Annotated in this window: 15 protein-coding genes; 3 read left to right on the top strand and 12 right to left on the bottom strand. The window is 71.6% G+C overall.

Annotation, left to right across the window (positions count from 1 at the left end; all coding sequences use genetic code 11):
- Nucleotides 1–14: 14 nt before the first annotated feature.
- From EBO15_RS02710 to EBO15_RS02690, 5 genes are all read right to left on the bottom strand, one after another.
- Complete coding sequence (locus EBO15_RS02710; RefSeq protein WP_233615886.1) at nt 15–1,640, bottom strand: ATP-binding cassette domain-containing protein; 1,626 nt, start codon at nt 1,638–1,640, stop codon at nt 15–17.
- Between the two features lie 125 nt (nt 1,641–1,765).
- A complete protein-coding gene (locus tag EBO15_RS02705) occupies nt 1,766–3,511 on the bottom strand; it encodes an ABC transporter ATP-binding protein (protein WP_122192667.1) in 1,746 nt (581 codons plus the stop codon).
- Between the two features lie 138 nt (nt 3,512–3,649).
- Nucleotides 3,650–3,781, bottom strand: coding sequence for a SapB/AmfS family lanthipeptide (locus tag EBO15_RS02700; protein ID WP_122192666.1), 132 nt, complete (start codon nt 3,779–3,781; stop codon nt 3,650–3,652).
- A 57-nt stretch (nt 3,782–3,838) separates the two neighbouring features.
- Entirely contained in the window at nt 3,839–6,583 is a 2,745-nt protein-coding gene (gene lanKC, locus EBO15_RS02695; RefSeq protein WP_122192665.1) for a class III lanthionine synthetase LanKC, read from the bottom strand.
- 512 nt (nt 6,584–7,095) lie between these two features.
- Nucleotides 7,096–8,115, bottom strand: coding sequence for a hypothetical protein (locus EBO15_RS02690; RefSeq protein ID WP_147481353.1), 1,020 nt, complete (start codon nt 8,113–8,115; stop codon nt 7,096–7,098).
- A 572-nt stretch (nt 8,116–8,687) separates the two neighbouring features.
- Here EBO15_RS02690 and EBO15_RS02685 point away from each other — a divergent pair.
- Both EBO15_RS02685 and EBO15_RS02680 read left to right on the top strand, forming a co-directional pair.
- A complete protein-coding gene (locus tag EBO15_RS02685; protein WP_233615885.1) occupies nt 8,688–9,923 on the top strand; it encodes a L,D-transpeptidase in 1,236 nt (411 codons plus the stop codon).
- A 202-nt stretch (nt 9,924–10,125) separates the two neighbouring features.
- The gene (locus EBO15_RS02680; RefSeq protein WP_122192662.1) at nt 10,126–10,779 is read left to right on the top strand and encodes a rhomboid-like protein; all 654 of its coding nucleotides are present in this window, start codon (nt 10,126–10,128) and stop codon (nt 10,777–10,779) included.
- Between the two features lie 25 nt (nt 10,780–10,804).
- On the opposite strand, the gene EBO15_RS02675 is transcribed toward EBO15_RS02680, so the two are convergent.
- From EBO15_RS02675 to EBO15_RS02645, 7 genes are all read right to left on the bottom strand, one after another.
- Nucleotides 10,805–12,031: a hypothetical protein gene (locus tag EBO15_RS02675; RefSeq protein ID WP_147481352.1), complete on the bottom strand. Its 1,227-nt coding sequence runs from the start codon at nt 12,029–12,031 to the stop codon at nt 10,805–10,807.
- Between the two features lie 337 nt (nt 12,032–12,368).
- Nucleotides 12,369–13,079, bottom strand: a complete 711-nt coding sequence (locus tag EBO15_RS02670; RefSeq protein ID WP_122192660.1) for a hypothetical protein — start codon at nt 13,077–13,079, stop codon at nt 12,369–12,371.
- 83 nt (nt 13,080–13,162) lie between these two features.
- A complete protein-coding gene (locus EBO15_RS02665; RefSeq protein WP_233615883.1) occupies nt 13,163–14,440 on the bottom strand; it encodes a molybdopterin-dependent oxidoreductase in 1,278 nt (425 codons plus the stop codon).
- Entirely contained in the window at nt 14,437–15,063 is a 627-nt protein-coding gene (locus EBO15_RS02660; protein WP_122192659.1) for a class I SAM-dependent methyltransferase, read from the bottom strand. The genes EBO15_RS02665 and EBO15_RS02660 overlap by 4 nt, the downstream gene beginning before the upstream one ends.
- Nucleotides 15,060–16,076: a TIGR04282 family arsenosugar biosynthesis glycosyltransferase gene (locus EBO15_RS02655; RefSeq protein ID WP_233615882.1), complete on the bottom strand. Its 1,017-nt coding sequence runs from the start codon at nt 16,074–16,076 to the stop codon at nt 15,060–15,062. Before EBO15_RS02655 ends, EBO15_RS02660 begins: the two co-directional genes overlap by 4 nt.
- Nucleotides 16,073–16,849: a glycosyltransferase family 2 protein gene (locus EBO15_RS45705; protein WP_233615881.1), complete on the bottom strand. Its 777-nt coding sequence runs from the start codon at nt 16,847–16,849 to the stop codon at nt 16,073–16,075. The genes EBO15_RS02655 and EBO15_RS45705 overlap by 4 nt, the downstream gene beginning before the upstream one ends.
- A complete protein-coding gene (locus EBO15_RS02645) occupies nt 16,846–17,853 on the bottom strand; it encodes an NAD-dependent epimerase/dehydratase family protein (protein WP_122192658.1) in 1,008 nt (335 codons plus the stop codon). Before EBO15_RS02645 ends, EBO15_RS45705 begins: the two co-directional genes overlap by 4 nt.
- Before the next feature lie 164 nt (nt 17,854–18,017).
- Between EBO15_RS02645 and EBO15_RS02640 the strand changes: the two genes are divergently transcribed.
- Complete coding sequence (locus EBO15_RS02640) at nt 18,018–19,979, top strand: ABC1 kinase family protein (RefSeq protein WP_122192657.1); 1,962 nt, start codon at nt 18,018–18,020, stop codon at nt 19,977–19,979.
- Nucleotide 19,980 lies beyond the last annotated feature (1 nt).

The following is a 19,980-nucleotide window of genomic DNA, read 5'->3' as shown; positions in this document are numbered from 1 at the left end:
TGTGGGCGGAGATGTCAGGAGCCGGGGCGCCAGCGTCCGGCCAGGGCCGCGTACGGGGGCGAACCGTGGACGAGGTCGTCGTGCGTCCCGAGGCGGGTGCGCGTGCCGTCCATCAGCAGGACGCGGCCGGCGCGGCGGGCCGAGCTGATCCGGTGCGCCACGACGATCAGCGTGCCGGGCCTCCGGGCGAACGCCTCCTCCGCGCGGGCCTCGGCGGCGGGGTCGAGATGGCAGGTCGCCTCGTCCAGCACGACCAGGCGCGCGGGCGCGAGGTAGGCGCGGGTCAGCGCGATCAGCTGCCGCTCCCCCGCCGACAGCGCCGCGGGGTCGAGCTCGGCGTCCAGGCCACCGAGGCGGGCCACCAGCCCGGCGGAGCCGACGGCGTCCATGGCCGGCGCGAACGGCGGCCGCGGGTCGGACGTGAGGTAGCCGAGGTTCTCCCGGACGGTGCCGCGGAACACGTACGCCTCCTGCGGGATCAGCACCCGCGCGGCGGGATCGACCAGGTCGGCGCGGATTCCGCCGATGGCGGCCGTCCCGTCGCGCGGACGCGTCAGGCCCGTGATGACCGCGGCCAGGGTGGACTTCCCGATGCCGCTCGGGCCGACCACCGCGAGGTGCTCGCCGTCCGGGATGTCCAGGTCCAGGGCGTCGATCACCGGCATGGCGTCCGGGCCGTAGGCGGCGGTGACCGCGCGAAGCCGCACGTCCGCGCGCTCCGGGGAGGCCGAGGGGACGGGCGGCGCGGTGGAGGCGGTCGACAGGACGCGGTCCACGGCCACGCCGAGGCGGACGGCGCTGACGCCGAGCCCGCGGACCAGGCCGCCGAACGCGGGGACGAGCGACTGCGTCAGGTACGTGAGCGCGCCGATCACCATGGCCGCGCCGACGCCGTGGCGTCCGAGCCAGGGCACCGCGAGGAGGAGCAGGAGCACCGGCGCCCATCCGCCGACGGTCAGCGCGACCGTGCGGAGGGCGGTGACCCCGGCCAGGGCCCGTCCGGCCGCCTCCTGCGCGGCCACGCGCGCGCGGACGGCGTCTCCGGCGCGCTCCTCGGCTCCGCAGGCCACGACGTCGCGGAGCCCTCCGATCAGCTCGGCCGTCGCGGCGACCGTCGCCTCGTCCGCGAGCAGGTACGCGCGCTGGCGGCGGGCGAGCGCGGGCAGCGACACCGCGAACAGCAGGAGTCCCGCGACGAACGGCGGCAGCACCCACGGCAGGACGAGAGGTTCCAGAACGGCGAGGCCGACGACGACGCTGACGGCGGTGAACGCGAACGAGCGGACCACGGTGACCAGGGCAGCGAGCGCGTCCCGTGCCAGTTCCACCTGGAGGTTCACCCGCGCGACGGCCTCCGATCCGGGCGGGCGTCCCGCGTTGGCCGCGTGCCGCAGCGTCCCGGCGACGGCCTCGGTCAGCAACCGGTCGCGGAAGGGCTCGACGGTGGCCGCCACGGCCAGAACGACTTGACGCGCCCCGATCGCGGCGACCGCCCAGACCAGGGCGAGCGCGCCTAGCCAGGCCGTCCCTGTCCATGGGTGCCCAACTGCGAACCCGTTGCCGATCGCCTTGGCGACCGCCTGGCCGACGAACAGTGCGGGACCGGCCTCCACAACCGACCAGATGAGGACGCGCAGCAACGCACGCGGTTCTGCGAGCAGTCCCCGGATGACGAATCCCCATGCCCCGTTCTCGTGATGAGGAGGTGAGGCCGTGCCGGGGTTCGTTCGGGGGATCGGGCTCGTGCGCGGGCGTGGGGTGAGGGTCATGCCGTTCCCTTAGAGGCTGTGGGGTCGGCTCCCTTGGAAGCTGTGGGGTCGGCGAAGAGGGCCCGGTAGTCGGGGTGGTCGCGCCATAGGTCGCTGTGGGGGGCCTGGGCGCGGACGCGGCCGTCGTCGAGCCAGACGACGTGGTCGGCCTCGGCGGCGGTGGCGACGCGGTGGGCGACGAGCAGGCGCGTCCGGCCGTCGGCCGCGCTGGTCAGGGCCGCGCCGATCTCGCGTTCGGTCACGGTGTCGAGGCTGGAGGTCGCGTCGTCCAGGACGAGGAGCCGCTCCCCTTGCGCGAGCGCACGAGCGATTCCCAGGCGTTGGCGTTCGCCGCCCGACATCGGTGCGTCCGCCAAGGCGGTGGCATAGCCGGAGGGCAGTCGTTCCAGGTAGGTGTCCGCGCGTGCGGCGCGGGCTGCGTTCCGCACGTGGTCCTCGTGCGCGTGCGTGTGGGACGGCAGGCCGAGCGCAACCGCGTCGGTGACGGTCTCCCCCAGCAGGACGGGACGTTCGAACGCATAGCCGACAGCGCGTCGAAGCTCGCTGCGCGACAGCTCGTGCAGGGCGACGCCGTCCAGGAGAACGATGCCTTCATCCGGGTCGAGCAGGCGTCCGGCCAGGGCGGCGAGCAGGGATTTGCCCGCACCGGAGCGTCCGACGACGGCGGTCGCGCCGCCGCTGGGGACCGTGAAGTCGATGCCGTGGAGCCCTTCGCCGTCCGGGGTGCCGATCGCGACATTCCGGAATTCGAGGGTTCCGGGACCGTGCAGGGGGAGGCGGCGCGTGCCGTGGCGGACGACGGGTTCCGCGAGCACCTCGGTGACCCGGCTCGCGGCCGCGCGCGATCGGGCGAGCTGCCCGACCTGGCCGAGCGCGCCCGACAGGCTCGCGCCGAGCACCGCGTAGCGGGCTGCGGCGTACAGATCCCCCAGGGTCAGGGCACCTGACGCGAGCCGCCAACCGCCCACGACGAGAACGGCCACCTCAAGAAGCGGAACGGTCAGCCCCGCCTGCACCCCCGCGCGCGCGTTGGCGCGCCATAGACGCAGCCCGTGTTCGCGGAGAACAGGCAGCGGGGCGAGGATCCGGCGGGTTTCCAAGTCGGTGGTTCCGGCGGCGGCGATCGTGCGGATTCCGGTGAGCGCGTCCATCAGGCGGGACGCGATGTCACTCTGTGTGCGCTGGTATCCGGCCGCGTGGACGGTGGTCGCCCGCAGGAAGCCGCGCAGGACGAGCGTGATCGCCACCAGGCCGGCGACCAGCGCGCCCAGAAGCCAGGGGTCGATGACGGCCAGCGCGACCAGCCCGCCGACGGTCGGGATGAGCAGCGCGGCGGCCGTGACGAGCGCCGCCGGAGCCTGACCGAGTTCTTCCGCGTTCAACCCGATACGGGTCGCGAGGTCTCCTTCGGGATGGCGGCGGGTGATCGCCGGTCCCGCGCCGAGGACCCGGCCGAGCAGGCCGCGGCGCAGCCGGGCCGCCGCCCCGGCGCCGGTGACACCGGTCGTCCAGGACGTCAGGACCTCGCAGGCCGCGATCCCCGCGACGACCGCCGCCGCGATGGCCGTCCACCGGTTGTGGACGGCGTTTCCCGAGGTCAGGCCGTCGAGTGTGCGTCCGATGGTGAACGGCAGGAGCAGTTCCAGGACGGCGCCGCCGAGGGCGCCCACGGCGAGGAGGACCGTCCAGATCCCTCCTGCGCGTGCGGTGCGCGCGACCAGGCGATCCGCCGCCGTCCGCATCCGTCGTCCTTCTTTCCTTGGAGAAGGTGAGCGCCGCGTGCGGTACGGCCGAGACCGCACCGCACGCGGCGGTTGTGGGCGCTCCGGATGACCGCCTTAGCGGCGGCCACCCGGATCGTCACGCCCGGGTGCCGGGGCTCAGTGGCAGAGCACGAGGCTCAGGTTGCTCGGCGTGTGCGATGCGCAGGTAGCGATGGTCAGACCGCTGCCTCCGCTGGCTCCGCCGGAGGCGGTGGGGGCCTGAAGGCCCTGCAGGTCGAGAAGCGCCATGGTGGTTGCTACACCTCCTTTCCCTTCCGTGGTGGGCGGGGTCGGGCCGTTCCGGCATCACGCGAGCGGGGTCTCCTTGGCCAGGCTCCCTACGCGGCCGGAAGGGCCGATCATGAGGCCGGACGATCCGGCCGGGGCGACGGACGATCCACTGGTGGTGGCCGAGCCGTCGGTGGTGGTGGTCGGGGTCGGGTCGTCGAGGAACGGCAGCGTCGGCCGCCGTCCGTCGAGCGCGGACGCCAGGGCGAGCAGCACCCCGGCCGTCCCGGTGGCGAGATCCATCGAGAGCCGCATGAGCTGGTCGCCGGTGAACGCCAGGCCGTCGCGGTAGGGCATGGCGTGCCAGCGAAGGCCCTGGATCTGAGCGTCCAGCCTCGGATCCGCGCGCGGATCGCCGTGCGGATCACCATGTTGGTCACCGAGCGGGGCGCGGTGCGGAGTGCGGTGGGTGCGGAGGCCGGTCGCGAGGGCGGCGATGATCCCGGCGCGTCCGGCGAACAGGCCGGACTGGACGAAGTAGCCGGATTCGGTGACGCGAGCGAGCCGGGACAGCGCGCGCTCGAACTCCTCGTCGGGCCGGTGAAGGAGGTAGCGGGCGACCACGAGACCGATGCCGACGGAGCCCTCGTCCAGGTAGGGCAGGCTTCGCCACCCCTGGTCGACCTGGAGGGATCCGTCCTCGGCGAGCATGCAGCGGCGCAGGTCCTGGCGGAGCGCGTCGGCGGCGCGGTCGAGGAGCTCCACGGAACCGCCGCGTTCGTAGGCGTGCAGGAACAGCAGCGCCGGGCCGGACGAGCCGTGCATGAGTCCCGCGCGCGGATGGTCGCCCCCGCTGAGCTCCGGGACGTCGTCCGGGCCGCCGAGGCGCTCGGCGCACAGGTCGACCATGCGCAGCGCGGCGTCGGTCAGTTCGGTCTCGCCCGTGGCCTCGCCCAGGTGGAGGAGGGTGAGGCCGGTTCCCGCCAGTCCGGAACACAGGTTCAGGCTGAGCCGGTCCCAGGACTCGCGAAGGCAGATGTCGGTGATGTCGAGTGCGTCCTGGCGGCGTCCGAAGCGGTCGAGGACGTGCGCGACGCCGTGGAGGCCGTCGTAGAGGCCGAGGGGCATGCCGACCTCGGGGTCCAGGGCGCGTTCGACCAGCCAGTCGACGTGTTCCGGCGGGACGTCCGCCCCGGTTTCGGCCAGGGCGTAGAGGACCCCGGCGGCTCCGTGCGCGAGGTTGACCGCGCCGCCGTCCCGGAACTGCGCGGGGTCGCCGGGGAAGAGGCGGTCCTCGCGGTCGGGGGTGGCCGAGGCCAGGATCGCGCGGTGCAGCGCCTCCCGGACGTCCGGCCAGGGGGCGCGGCCCGGCAGCGGCAGCGTGTCCAGCGGCGAGGGCGCCGGATCGGGATCCGTCCCGAGGAGGACGGCGACGGCGTCGTCGAAGTCCGCGCGCGGCACCGGGAACGTCTCGGCGATCAGGCCGGCGAGCTGCGCGGCCTTCCGCGGGTGCATGAGCAGGGTGATCGTGGTCTGCGGCGCGAACAGGTAGTAGCGCAGGCAGGCGAGCGCGTACCGGTCGACGTCGACGCCGCGCCGGTCGCGCGGAGCGAGGAACGCGGGATTGGCGAGGGTCGTACGCGCCTGGTCCTCGGCGGGCACCGCGACCTCGAAATCGATGAGGCAGAGCCGTCCGGACGCCGTCACCAGGATGTTGTTCGGATGCAGGTCGCCGAAGACCACGCCGCGTTCGTGCAGCCGCCGGACGGCGTCCTCGACCTTGGCGTGCATGTCCAGCGCCCACTCGGTATAGGCGGCGAGCGCCGTCGCGTCGTGGTCCGCCTTCGTCAGCGGATACCGGTGGACGATCTGGCGCTGGAGCGGATTGCCGTCCACGAACTCCTCGACCAGGAAATGGTGCTCCCCGAGGACGAAGTAGTCGCGCAGCGCCGGCGCGACGTCCAGCCCGGAGAGGCGTTCGAGGATGTCGCGCTCATGTTGGAGGCGGGTCACGGCGTCGCGTCCGATGACGTCGAGTCCCGCGTGCGGACGGGCCTCCTTCAGGACGACGCGCTCGCCGGACGCGCGGTCGCGGGCGAGGTAGACGCCGCCGCCGTTCGAGAAATGCAGGACGCTTTCGAAGTCGTACGGCATCTCGTCGACGCGGACGGAGTTGCGGGCGTCCACATGCGGCGCGAGGAAGGACGGCAGCGTCACCCATTCGGGCACCGAGAACGTCGCTCCGCGGACGTCCGGGACGAGTTCTCCCGCACCGTTCTCGATGGCGGGCACGAGTTCGCCGTCCTTGCCGGGGCAGCGGCGTTCGGCGAAGCCTCCGTAGCGCACGAAGAGCGGCCCCTGCGCATATCGGAGGTCACTCAGAATGTAGGGTCCCTCGATGCCTTCGAGTAGCTCGTCCAGCTCTTTGAGGATTCCCTCGCATTCGTTCTCGTCCCTCGGGTAAAGGGTGACGAGCTTCCCGCTGGCTCCACGCGAGGCGGCCTTGGAGTTCCGCATGAGCAGGACGGACCGGCCGCGCAGGTACTTGAACACGATCCCGCGCGGGACGCAGTAGTCCCAGATCAGGGCAAGTGCGCGCTCGGCGTCGTCCAGCCGGGCGGACACGTGGATCTTCCAGCCCTGGGACGGCAGCGTCCCCTCCCCTTGGGGCGCGTAGTACATCCAGACGTCGGATTCGTGCCGGACCCAACCCTCGGGAACGGGACGGGCGACGAGCGAGAAGTCCGACGCCTCGTTCTGCTTTTGGCCGAGCTTGTCGTAGAAGAACAGATCGGCGAGGCAGTAGGGCTCGTACTGGTCCACCGCGGTCCTCCTCCGTGGTCGGCTGCAATTCAGCATCACCGGCAGGAAGTCCCGGGCCAAGTCGAATCCGCAATAGTTGATTGTGAGGAACGCACCATCGCGTGTGTGCGTTCCTCCACATCACCCCGTGTGACCGGGTCAGGGAGGTGAGAAAGGAGAAGGCCGCAGGGTTGTTGTCGGCTCCCTCGGGGAGAACGGCGATGCCGTCCAACGCGTATCCGGGACGCGTGCGCAGCGGCAAACGCGTGGGCAGCGGCATACGCGTGCGCACGAGCCGGACGGCTGCGCGGCCAGCTCGAACCGGCACTGCGTCACGGATTCAGGAAGCAGACGTTCAGTGAGGGCTTCGACCGGTGCAGCGTCCCAAGCCGGGACGCTGCACAGGCCTGCGGCCGGGAAGCGGTGGACGGGGGCTGGTCCTTGGCTCATGGCGCCTTCGGGTGGTCCGGGTGCGGGCCATCCCGGTGATCAGCTTCCCGTCCGCCGGGGCCAACGGCGCCCAAGGGCGAGGGTCAGTGCCGGATGTCCCGCCAGGCGCAGGACGCGCCGCGCGTCGGGGTCTTCGCCGGGTGGAGGTCCAACAGGTAGCCCTTGTGGTCGGTGTCGGCGACGACGTGCATCTCGCCGCAGGTGCCGCCGCGTGTCAGCTTGCCCGAGTAGTAGATGTGCTGAAGGCCGCTGACGCCGTTGTACTTGCCGTTCGTCTCCAGGTCGTGCAACCCCCAGAAACCGGTCGGCGCGCAGTGCACCCGCACGCGGGAGCGCGAGATGTTGGTGTCGCCCGCGAAGACCGTCGCTCCGGACCCGTGCGGCGCGAGCAGCCGGTCCCGGATGTAGGCGCACTCGCGTGGTTGCAGCAGATGCCCGCCGGGGGCGTTCCCGTTGTCGTCCTGGCTGATCAGGGCCAGGTGGGCGGTGCAGACGCGGACGCCCTTCACGTTCACGCACACCCAGGAGCGGTTGTGCTGGTAGACGCTGCCCTTGGCCACGGGCTCGAAGTAGCCACCGGTACGGGACGACGCGTCCAGGCCGCGGGCGATGACGGCGTTGTCGGAATGCCCGCGCGTCGCCGACGACCAGCACGGACGCGGATGGCCGGTGTTGGCGGCGCCCGCCTCCTGGTCGACGTAGGAATAGTCGTATCCGGCGGCGCGGAGGCGCTTGACGACCTGGGCGATGTCGCCGCTGCACCCCTCGTTGACGGTGATCGCGTCCGGCTTCCAGTACTTGATCTGCGCGACGAGCGAGGCGCGCTTGGCCTCGGCCGTCTTCGCGAGGGCGGCGGCGCTCCCCTTGGGGAAGCAGGGCCCGGACGAGTCGGGCCCCCACATGCACATGTTGGTCTGGTAGACGCGGAAGGTCGCCGGGACCTGCGCCGTCGCGGCCGTCAGCCGGGTCTCCCCCGCCGTCCGCGTCCCCGGCGCCTGGCCGGACGTGAGCGCGAACGCCGCCCCTCCGGACAGGACGAGGGCCGCCGCGGCGGACGTCACGAGAATCGTCCGGCTTCGGTGCGTGAATCGCTTCTGAATCATCACGTTCCGTTTCGGTTGTGCTCGTTCCCGCCGCTCGGGCGTCGGGACGAGCGGGTGTCCTCGGGCTGCGCGGACCACAGGGGCGGACCACAGGGGACGCGCTGATCGGGCCTGTTCGGTATGCCCACGCCTGAAGCGGAATCGGTGGAGCGGGGAACACCAAGGCGTCAACGGTGAAGAAGGAGTAACGGTGGCGCACCCCGGTACGCGTCCGGTACACGCCCGTGGCGCCGAACGCCCAGCGTGACGAGGAGATGACACAAATAGCGCATTTGTGGATGGCCGGAACTGGCCCACGCCGCGCTCCGGGACGCATGGAAGGCGCGGAAGGGGCGAACCCGGCGGGGTCCGCCGCCCGCACGCAGAGAGGTGGGCTGCGGTTTCTTATGGGAAAGATGCGAACTCATGGGAGGATTCCGACGTCTCACTGAACGACGTTCGCCCGAACCGGGGGGACGGTGCCGGGGGCGCAGCCCTCCCGGGTCGGGGCCGGGAGGGGAATGCGGGAACAAGCACCGGCATTCTTGTCGCTAATGTGCTTTCTGCGGATTGCGTGCTGATGAGGGAGAACCGTGCGAGGTAAGGCCCTGGTGGTGGCGACGCTGGTCCTGGGACTGGCGACGGCGTGCGGCGGCGGTACGGACGGCAAGGCCAAGACCGCCGGACACGACGAAGGCGTCCCCGAGATCTCGATCACCCCGGCGAACGGCTCCGCGAAGGCGAAACCGGACGCCGGCGTGACCGTGACGGCGTCCGGCGGAACGTTGAGCCAGGTGCTGGTCAAGCTGAAGGACGCCGACGTGCCCGGCGTCCTCTCGGCCGACAAGAAGACGTGGAAGTCGTCCTGGACGCTGATCCCGGGCGGGAAGTACACCGTCCAGGCGGTCGCGGCGTCCAGCAAGGGCAAGACGGCGACGGCGACCAGCTCGTTCAAGACCGTGAACGACACCGCGCGGACGACGATCAGCAACGTCATCCCGAGTCCGGGCGAGAAGGTCGGCACGGGCATGCCGATCTTCATCCAGTTCAACAAGGAGGTCCCGGACAAGGCCAAGCCGACCATCGAGAAGGCCATCGAGATCACCTCGACCTACCCGACGGTGGGCGGCTGGCGGTGGCTGAGCGCCGGCGAGTCGTTCAACGGGCTGCCCTCGGTGGTGTTCCGCCCGAAGAACCCGTGGCAGGCGAACCAGAAGGTCGAGCTCAAGGTCCACTACGCGGGCCTGAAGATCGGCGACTCGGTCTACGGCGACAAGGACGTCACCCGCAAGTTCAAGATCGGTGACTCGCACGTGATCACGGTCAACAACTCGACGCACCGGCTGACCGTGAAGAAGAACGGCACCGTCGTCCGCAAGTGGGGCGTCAGCCTCGGCAGCGGCGGCGAGGTCCAGAGCGACGGCGTCGACCACCTGAAGACCACGGCGGGGGTCCACCTGACCATGGACCACGTCCGGCTGGAGCGGATGGTCGCGCCCGGCAAGAAGAAGGGCGAACCCGGCTACTACGACGAGCAGGTGCCCTTCGCCACGCGCATCTCCAACAGCGGCGAGTACATCCACCAGAACATGGACGACCCGTCCTGCCTGGGCAACCGCAACTGCTCGCACGGCTGCGTCCGTTCGCCCGCCTCCGACGCGGAGTGGTTCATGAGCTGGTCCTACCGGGGCGACATGGTGACCATCGCCGGGACCGGCCGCAAGCTGCAGTGGTCCAACGGCTGGGGCTACTGGCAGATGCCGTTCCAGCAGTGGGTGGGCGGCAGCAAGATCGGCCAGGCCATCACCACCGCCGCCCTCGGCCAGTAACTCCCCGCCGACGACGTCACCCCCGCCCCTCCGGCTCCCCGACGCGGCCCGGTGCCTCTCCTCCCCGAGAGCGCCGGGCCGTCTGCTTTGTCCGGACGGGTGCGATCCGGCCGGTTCCGAATCCGCTCTGAAGGCGCTCTGAAGGCGCTCTGAGGGCGCGCTCCGCCCTCGTGGCGGGTCCCCGAAGGTGCACTATGGAAGCGTGCTGAGGACCAGAGCGGCCACCTGGGGATACGTCGCGGCACTCGTCGTGGCCGAGGTCGCGGTCTGGTTACTGTCACCCGAGGGCAAGGCACATGTCGTCGACTGGGTGAGCACCAATGTGGCCAACCTGTCCCACCATCCCCTGGGCTCCCTGGCCGGATCCGCGCTCGTCCCCGACTCCTATCCCCTCGTCTGGGCGGGCATGGCGGTCGTGGCCCTGCTCCCCGTCAACGCGCTGCTCGGCAACCGCCGGACGGTGCTGCTGTTCGTCCTGCTGCACGTGGTCGGGACGCTGGTCAGCGAGGGCATCGTCGCGTGGCGCGTCACGCACGGGGCGCTCCCGGAGGCCGCCCGGCACCAGCTCGACACCGGTCCCTCGTTCGTCCTGGTCCCCGGCCTCGTCCTGGTGATCATGTTCGGGACGTGGTGGTGGCGTCTCGCCGCGGCGGCCGGCCTGTGGGCCCTGTGGCCCTACCTGTTCGAGGGGCTTCGCCAACTGGACGTCGCCGCGGTCGGCCACGTCACCGTGATGCTGCTGGCCGTCCCCCTGTTCCTGGTGTTCCGCCGCGGCCGCCGCGCCGCCATCGCCCGCGACGCCGAGGCCGCGTCCCCGCCAACGGACACCCCCGCGACCGAACCCTCGTCCCGCTAGGCGGGTCTTTTGCGGGTGGCTCGGCTCACCACTCGGAGAGCACGAGGGCCTGGACGAGGATGGCGGTCACGGCCTGCGCGGCCAGCCAGCCTCGCGCGGGCGCGCGGAGAACGCTCGCCATCGGCAGCAGCCACGCCGCGAACGGAAGCCAGATGCGTTCGACCTCGCCTTTCGTCACGCCCGCCACGTCCAGGCTGAGGACGGCGACTGCGGCGGCGGCCGCCAAGAGGAGAACCGGCTCCGTGCGTAGTTCTCGCCGGGTCGCGACGCCCCGCTTGATACATGAGGGCAGCACATAGGCGATGGCCGGCCCCGTGAGGATTCCTAGGACGGCGAGGTCCGCGACCAGGAAGTAGGAGTAGGACCTGCGCGCCGAGCCGCCGCTGACGAGATACGTGTCGAGCGTGGCGTGAACGCCGTTCGGCCACCAGAAGCCTCCGAGCGTGAAGGCCGTGGGAACGACGGCGAATCCGAGCGCCATCACTAGCCAGAACCTCACAGGTGGACGCGTCATCCACAGAACGACGCTCGGTACGGCCAGCAGGGGGAGCAGTCCATAGCTTAGGAAGGGCAGGGCACCGAGCAGCAGACCACCGGTCAGTGGCCGGCGCAACGCGAGGAACGCGACGCCCCAGGCCCCGACCGCGAGGAAGAACGCGTCCATCGACGTCGCGATCCAGAGCGAGAGAGGAGACAGCGCCAGGAACGGCAGCGCCCGACGCGCCACCCGTTCCCCGGCCAGCACCCGCACCGTCACCGCGATGGCCACCGCGGACGACGCCCCGGCGACGATGATCAGCGACGCGGCCCAGAGCGTGCCGTGGAGCCCCACCGCGTCCAACGCCCAGAACAGCAGCGTCGGCAGCGGCGGATGGCCCCGCACATGCGTCGGGTACGCGTTCAGGTCATGAGTGAACGTGCGCAGCCAGCGCAACGGATGACCACCGATGGCCGCCAGCCCCGCCGGGTACTCGGTCGGCGCGTCCAGCGGACGCGCCAGCGCCCCCGGCCCGTCACTGACCGCCAACGCGACGGCCCACCCGGCCGCCGCCCCCCACGACACCGCAAGGAGGCTCCGCCATGGCATCACCCGCACGAGAACCGGCAGCACCCCGACCGCGACGACCGCGTACCCGACGGCCGGCGCCATCTGCCAGGTCAGCAACCGCGCCTTCGCGTGCAGCGGCGGCAACGCGTCCTCCGTGGCCAACCCGGCCCGCCGCATCACCTCCCCGACGACGAACGCCCCCACGATCACCCCGGCCCAGACCCCGAGCCCCCACCTCCCACCGGGCCGAAGGCTCCGAACCAGCCCTCCAACACCGAAGCCCCCCTCAGCAAGGGCCCCGGCACTGCAGGCCTTGGCACCAGAGACCCTGGTGTCGGAGACCCTGGTGTCGGAGACCCTGGTGCTGGAGGCGTCCGCATCGGACGTCCCGGAGCCAGAGGCGTGTGAAACGGAGGTCCCCAAGCCCGACGCCTCAACGTCGCCTGCCGACACCGTGCCGACAACCGATCCGTCATGACCCGCCACCGACGCGCCGACGTCCGACTCCGTCGTCCGCATGCCACCGGGTCCAGGCCTCTGCTCAGTCATCCGTCCCACCTCCCGCTTCCTGCTCACCGGCCCGGCCGTCCCCTCGTCCATCCCGCCGGTCGGCAGATTCGCCGCCCGAGCGCCCGCCGTCCGACTCGTCCGCCCGACCAGCGCCCTGCCCCTCGGCTTGGCCTGAGGGGCGCTCGTTCACTCGGCCTGGGGCCGAGGTGTCGGCTCGGCCTGGGGCGTGCTCGTTCGGCCGGTCGGCGTGGGAGTCGTGCTCGGCGTGGGAGTCGTCCTTGGCGTCGGGCTGCGGGCGGGGCTCTTCGGTTCGAGCTCCTGGTGGACGGTCTCGACCGGCAGGGCCTCGCGTGATCGCGGTGGTCAGGGCGTGGGCGGTCTTGCGCCACGGAACCGCTGCCGCGACCGCGACGAGCGCCACGGCGACGATCAAGTTGGGGAGGTAGTGCAAGGGCAGGATCGAGGGATTGTCCGGGTGGCGGCCGTAGCCGAGCACGAGCGGCAGGGCCACGAGCGCCAGGACGCCGGCCACGAACAGCCAGAGCCGGAACCGCCACCACCACCGCCGCACCACCATCCCGGCGAGGAGCACGACCGGCGTCAGCACGCCGTCGTGCGCGACGACCGCGCCGCCGACCCACACCGCCCACCCGATCGGACTCGAATGCGCCACCAGACCGGAAAGGCCCAGAGCGATGAACGCTCCACCCACCACGTACGCGACCAGACGCCCGGCACCCACCTGCGGCAACCTGAATGCACCGCTCCTCGCGTCGCCGATACGCGGCTTACCGCCCGAGGGGCGCTGGGGGCCGGTGTCGTGACTCATTCGGCGACCAAGGTCGTGAGCCATTTGGTCTGGAGGACGCCGGGGCGATCGGGGGCGATCAGGCGGCATGGGAAGCCGTGGTCCAAGTCCAGGGGCTCGCCGTTCAGCGACAGGGCCAGAAGCGTGTCGGGGTCATGCCAGTGCCTGGGGTCCACCTCGGACGTCCGGTAGGCGCCGCCGCCCTGCAGGGACACGGCTCGGATACGTGCGTCAGCCGGCGCTTCGGCCCTGGTCAGGACGTCGCGCATGCGGACGCCCGTCCAGTCGCCGGACGCGGACCAGCCTTCGACGCACGTGATCGGCAGGCGGACGGTGTGCTGCGGCATCGCGCGCAACTGAGCGAGCGAGAGCGAGAGCTCCCGTCGGACGCTTCCGGTCACCTGGAGCCTCCAGCCCGGGTCGCGAGCGGTCTGTGTGACCCCGGCCTCGAGCGCGGTGCGGTTCACCGGGAGTCGCTGCGGGCCGACGCCCGGACGGCGCGGAGCCAGCAGGGCCAGGCGAGCGAGGGGCGAGACCGCCTCGCCGACGGTGAACAGGGCCACCGCGCCCGACGCCGCGAAGACCGAGAGGAGGAAGGAGCGGCGGTCGAGGCCGTCCTCGGGTTTGCGCATCACGGTCCGGCGCGCCTTGGCCCACTCGTTCGCGATGTGGATGATCAGCGCCCCGAAGACGACGTAGGCCGTCCAGTAGTGGGCGACCGTGAAGAAGAACGGGAAGGGGTACCAGTAGGCGATGTCCAGGACACCCGTGACCAGCTGGAACAGGGCTCCGCCGATCAGCAGGAGGATCAGGCCTCGCTCCACGGCATGGGCCGCTGAGCGGAACGGCGGCCACTGGAGGAGCTTCGGGTAGACCGTCCAGAGCTTGGCCAGGAGAAGCGGCACCGTCGCCAGTCCGCCGATGACGTGGACGCCCTGGGTGACGCGGTACAGGTTCACCGGACGGGACGGCCAGTGCAGCCAGTCCGGCGGATACTGCATGAAGTGGCTGATCAGGCCGGTGATGAACGCCGTCCCGAACGAGACGCCGAGTGCCATGCCCAGCCACGCCGCGATCCGCTCATCGTGGAAGCGGCTGGTGAAGCGTGATCCGGCGGCCGTGACGAGATGGCCCACCTGATCGTTCACCTGCCGGACCGACCCGGCGCGCGGTCGATCGCCCATGGCCCTGGCCACCGAGGACGCACGGCCGGCCAGCGCGCCGCCGGGTTTCCAGACGGCGCGGAGGCGCCCGGGACGTCCCAGGTCGTCGAGGGCTGAGTGGGGCGGAGTCATGGCGTCAGGGCGACGAAACATCGGGTTGCCTCTTCCCAGCGTTCGGACACGGTCAGGCCGCTTTGGGGGAGGTCGTCGGCGGCCACCTGGGCCCAGGGAAACCAGGGGCCCACGGTCGCGCCGCTGCGCAGGCGGACGCGTTCGCGCCGGGACGTGCCACCGGGGGCGTTCACTTCGGCGAGGATCAGGCCGCCGGGGGCGAGGAGCAGGGCCAGGCGGCGGAGCAGCGTGGCCGGGTCGCCGCCGATGCCGATGTTGCCGTCCGCGAGCAGGATCGTCCGCCAGAGCCCCGCACCGGGGATCTGCTCGAACACGTCCCCGACCAGCGCGGGGGCTCCGGCGGCCACGGTCATCGCGACGGCGGCAGGCGCGTTGTCGATGCCGACGGCGAGGACGCCCCGTTCGGTGAGCGCGACGGTCAGCCTGCCCGGTCCTGAACCGACGTCCAGGACGGGGCCCTCGGAACGTGACAGCAGGCCCTCGTCGCCCGGACGCAGCCGCAGCCAGTCCGTCACCGGCAGCGGACGCCGCGCGCCCGTCGCGTCCTCGATCTGGACGGACGCGGCTCCTCGTTCGCCGAGGAGCTGCTCGTCCAGTGCCCTCTCGTACAGCTCACCGATCATCGACGGTCACCGCCCGTCCCCGGGCCGAGCCGCAGCACGTCGGGAGGTCCACCGCCAGCGCCATCCCTACCAACCGCCTCATGACGTTCAGAGACCTCGTGCTGTTCGGAAGGCTCACGTGTCGGAGGCTTCTGCATGCCGCCGGTTCTCGGGGCCGAGGGCCCGGGGGAGTCGGTGGCGATCGGGCCGGAGCGCACAGTGCGCGACGGCCGCCGCTGCGACGGCTGCGGCTGCGGCTGCTCTGCGGGCTGGTGAGGATGCGCTGGTTCGGCCTGTTGGGGATGAACGTTGGCGGGGGTTTCGGGTGTGAGGTCGCTGGTGCGAAGGGGGGTGGTGAGGGTGCGGTAGGTGGTGGCGAAATGTGTTGTGGGGGCTTGCGCGGCTACTTGAGCGGCCTCTTTGTGGGTGTCCACGTCGGTGAGTTCGGGGAGGTGCGCGACGGTCAGGGCGGCCTCGGCAAGACGACACAGTTGGAAGTGGCCGGTGTCCGGACGGGACATGGGGACGCCTCGGAGGAGGGTCGCGTCCGGGGTGCGGAGGCCGAGGAGCCAGAAGCCTCCGTCGGCGGCACGGCCGAAGGCGGCGTCGTGGCTGGTCAGGGCGGCAGCGGCGGTGGCCAGCAGGGTCGAGGTCAGCTGCGGCGTGTCCATGCCGACCAGGAGCAGGGGACGGCCTCGGTGGGCGTCGTCGAAGGCGTTGGCCAGACGCTCGTCCAGCCCGTCCCCGCGTTGCGGGATGACGTCGAAGCCGTCCGGGAGCCAGGGGCCTGGCGAGCCCGCGAGGGCCAGGACGCGGCGGACGGCCGGGGTCGCGGCCACGCACGCGAGGGTGTCCTTGAGAGCGGCCTCGGCGAGGGCGGCGGCCTGGTGCGGGGTGAACGGCGGGGTCAGGCGCGTCTTGACGCGGCCCGGCACCGGCTCCTTCGCGATGACGATCAGGTCGACGTCGTCCGGGACGGCGGAGTGCGCGGCCGGGTCCGAGGCCGTCCCGGGGGCGGCGGGTGCGGTGTTCACGCGCCACCGACCTTGGTCAGGACGTCGCGCATGTCGTGGACGGCCCGGATCGTGCCGCGGAGCGTGCCGGTGACCTTGGAGCGGCCCGTCCTCGGGTGGTAGGGGACGTCCAGTTCGGTGATGTGCCAGTTCGCGCGGGCGGCCTTGAGGACCATCTCCAGCGGGTAGCCGAAGCGGCGGTCGGTCAGCGCGAGGGCGAGCAGGTCGGTGCGGCGCGCGGCGCGCATCGGGCCGAGGTCGTGGAGGGACGTGCGGGCACGGCGGTTCAGCTCGCGGGCCAGGATCCGGTTGGCGACGCGGGCGTGCGGCGGCCAGGAGCGCCATCCGGTCGGGCGGCGGCGTCCCAGAACGAGAATCGGCCGGTCGACGACGTCTTGAGAGGAGGGCCCGGTCACACGCCCCGACGCCGGGGTGGCGGCGGTGAAGGTGGTGGCGGTGCCGGTGTGAGGGCTGGTCAGAGGCGCCGCCCCTCGGCCTTCTCCAAGGACGGCGACCAGAAGCGGAAGGTCTTGAGGGTCCAGCGAGGCGTCGGCGTCCATGAAGCAGACGGTGTCGGCGGTGGAGGCGAGGAGGCCGGTGTGGCAGGCCTCGCCGAAGCCCCGGCGGGCGGCGTGGACGACGCGGGCGCCATGCCCGGCCGCGATCTCGGCGGACGCGTCGGTGGAGGCGTTGTCCACCACGATCGGGGCGTAGCCGGACGGCATCCGGTCCAGGACCCAGGGCAGGGCGTCGGCCTCGTTCAGGCACGGCAGGATCACGTCGATGGTGGTCACGCGGTCACCGCCGCGAACTCGGCCATGCCGTCCTCGAAGCCGATCTCCGCGGAGAAGCCGAGGTCGGCGGCGGCGCGGCGGGGGCTGGCGACGATGTGCCGGACGTCGCCCAGCCGGTACGCCCCGGTGACCACGGGCCGCGGGCCGTCGCACGCGGTCGACAGCGCTTCGGCGAGGTCGCCGATCGTGCGCGGGCGTCCGCTCGCGATGTTGTAGGCGGCGAAGGGCGCGTGGGACGGGTGTTCCAGTGCCAGGACGTTCGCCCGTGCGACGTCCCGGACGTGGATGAAGTCACGGCGTTGGAGGCCGTCCTCGAAGACTTTGGGTGCCTCGCCGCGTAGCAGGGCCGAGCGGAAGAGCGCGGCCACGCCCGCATAGGGGGTGTCGCGCGGCATTCGTGGTCCGTACACGTTGTGGTAGCGGAGAGCGAGGACGGAGCCGCCCGTCATGCGCGCCCATGAGGTGGCCAGGTGCTCCTGGGCGAGTTTGGTGTCCGCGTACACGTTGCGCGGGTCTGCGGGTGCGTCCTCGTCGATCGTTCTGGGGCTCAAGAGCTGGGCGCAGCGTGGACAGGCCGGTTCGAAGACGCCCGACGCCAAAGCCGACTCGGCGCGTGGGCGCGGCCGGACCGAACCGTGGACGGCGCACTCGTACGTGCCTTCGCCATAGACGACCATGGACGACGCCAGCACGAGCTTCCGGACGCCCACGCGGGCCATCTCCGCCAGAAGAACGGATGTCCCCAGCACGTTGACAGACGCGTATCCGGGCAGGTCGTACACGTCCACACCCAATCCAACCATCGCGGCCTGGTGGCAGACGGCGTCCACGCCTTGGAGGGCGCGCGCGACCGTCGCCGCGTCCCGCACATCGCCGGGCATGCCTCCGCCACCGTCCGCCGGTGTGGCCAGATCCAGGGGCAGGACGTCATGGCCGGACGCTTCCAGAGCGTCCGCGATGTGCGAACCGATGAAGCCCGCCGATCCTGTGAGCAGCACTCGCATGGCCCGAACGTAGGTCGCGGACGCGGCCGTCAGCGCGAATCCACGCGAGCCGTATGAACCTCGTAAGAACTTCTGAACCGCAGATAGAACTTCGCCCGGACGGGGGAAGCGTCTCGCTCGGACGGGGGATCCCCCCAGGTCACAGCGCCCCTACGTTATCGATCATGGCGATCTGGATAGGTTTCGTCGCGGGTTCCGCGCTGATCACCGGGTTCCTGGCCTTCGGGGCCAGGCGGTTGCTCAACACACGGTTCTCGCTGTTCAGGACGGTTCTGGCGGCGTCCGCCGGGGAGACCGTGGCGAGTCCCGTCCTCAAGGGCCTGATGCACGGGCTGAACCCGGACAGGCCGGACCACACGGCGGCGATCTGGTTCCTCGTGCTCGGCTGGGCGTGCGCGCTGCTCATCGCGATGATCGTGCTGGTGGTGTGGGAGGCGTTCGTTCCGACCGGGACGATCCCGTCGCCGTTCCTGTGGGTGCGGTCCCTGCGTGCACGAGCCGAGCGGACGCGTCGCTACTGGCAGATCACGTGGATCTTCGCGCGGGCCGGGCTCGGTCCGTATCTGCGTGGACGGACGCGACCGGAGGGTGAGTCGCGGTCGCGTCTGGCGCATTCGCTGGCCGCGGCGCTCGACCGTGGCGGCGTCACGTTCGTGAAGCTGGGGCAGGTGTTGTCGACGCGGCGGGACGTCCTGCCGGAGGAGTTCGTCGCCGAGCTGGGGCGCCTGCGCGACCGGGCGGCGCCGGTTCCGTGGGAGCGCATCGAGCAGGTCCTGCGGGACGAGCTGGGCGCGCCGGTCGAGGAGGTCTTCGCCGAGTTCGAGCGTGAGCCGCTCGCCGCGGCGTCCGTCGCGCAGGTCCATACGGCACGGTTGCGGACGGGTGAGGAGGTCGTGGTCAAGGTGCAGCGCCCAGGCGTGCGGACGGTCGTGGAGCGTGACCTCGACATCGTTAGGCGACTGGCCCGGACGCTGGACGCCCGCGCCGGATGGGGACGTTCCCTGGGAATCGTCGAGCTCGCAGAGGGATTCGCGAACGCACTCCGCGAAGAGCTCGATTTCCGTATCGAGACGCGGAACATGGCCGCCGTCGCGTCCGCGCACCGGAACAGTGAAGGCAGGGTCCATATCCCGCGCCCGCACGAGGATCTGTGCAGCACGCGCGTTCTCGTCATGGAACGCCTCCAGGGGGTTCCCCTGGGCCAGGCCGCCCCGGCGATCACGCGCCGTGGCCTCGACCAGGCGGAACTCGCCCGCGATCTCCTGGACGAGATGCTCCGCCAGATCATGCTCGACGGGGTGTTCCACGCCGATCCGCACCCCGGGAACCTCCTGCTGCTCGACGACGGCCGCCTCGGAATGATCGACTTCGGCTCGGTGGGACGTCTCGACACCGGGCTGCGCGCCTCGCTCGGCCGGATCCTCCTGGCCGTGAACAGGGCGGATCCGATCGCGCTGACCGACGCCCTCCTCGAGGTGACGGCACGTCCGGACGAGCTGGACGAGCAGGCCCTGGAGCGTGCGCTCGGCGCGTTCATGGCGCGGCATCTCGCGGCGGGCCAGACGCCGGACGCGGCGATGTTCACCGAGCTGTTCCGGGTGATGACGCGGTTCGCGCTGGCCGTCCCGGCGGAGTTCGCGGCGGTGTTCCGGGCGCTCGGCACCCTGGAGGGCGGCCTGACCGAGCTGGCGCCGGGCTTCGACATGGTCGGCGAGGCGCGCGCGTTCGGCGGCGCTCACCTGGGCGAACGGCTCCGTCCCGAGGCGCTGCGCGACGCCGCGGCAAACGAGCTGGCGGCGATGCTGCCGACGCTGCGCCGCATCCCGCGCCGTCTCGACCGGATCACCTCGGCGATCGAGGGCGGGCGGCTCACGGTGAACGTCCGGCTCTTCGCGGACGAGCGGGACCGCGCGACCGTCACCGGCCTCCTGCACCAGTTCCTGTTGACGCTGCTGGCGTCGACCGCCGGTGTCATGGCCGTTCTCTTGCTCGGCCTCAAGAACGGCCCGGCGATGACCGATTCGGTCGGCCTGTACCAGTTCCTTGGTTACGGGATGCTCGTGGTCTGTTCCGTGCTCGCGCTACGCGTCCTGGTCGGTGTGTTCCGTCCGAGAGCCCGTCACTAGG

The sequence above is a fragment of the Actinomadura harenae genome (genome assembly GCF_003696215.1).
Lineage (GTDB): Bacteria > Actinomycetota > Actinomycetes > Streptosporangiales > Streptosporangiaceae > Spirillospora > Spirillospora harenae.
This window is presented reverse-complemented; position numbering and strand designations above follow the sequence as displayed.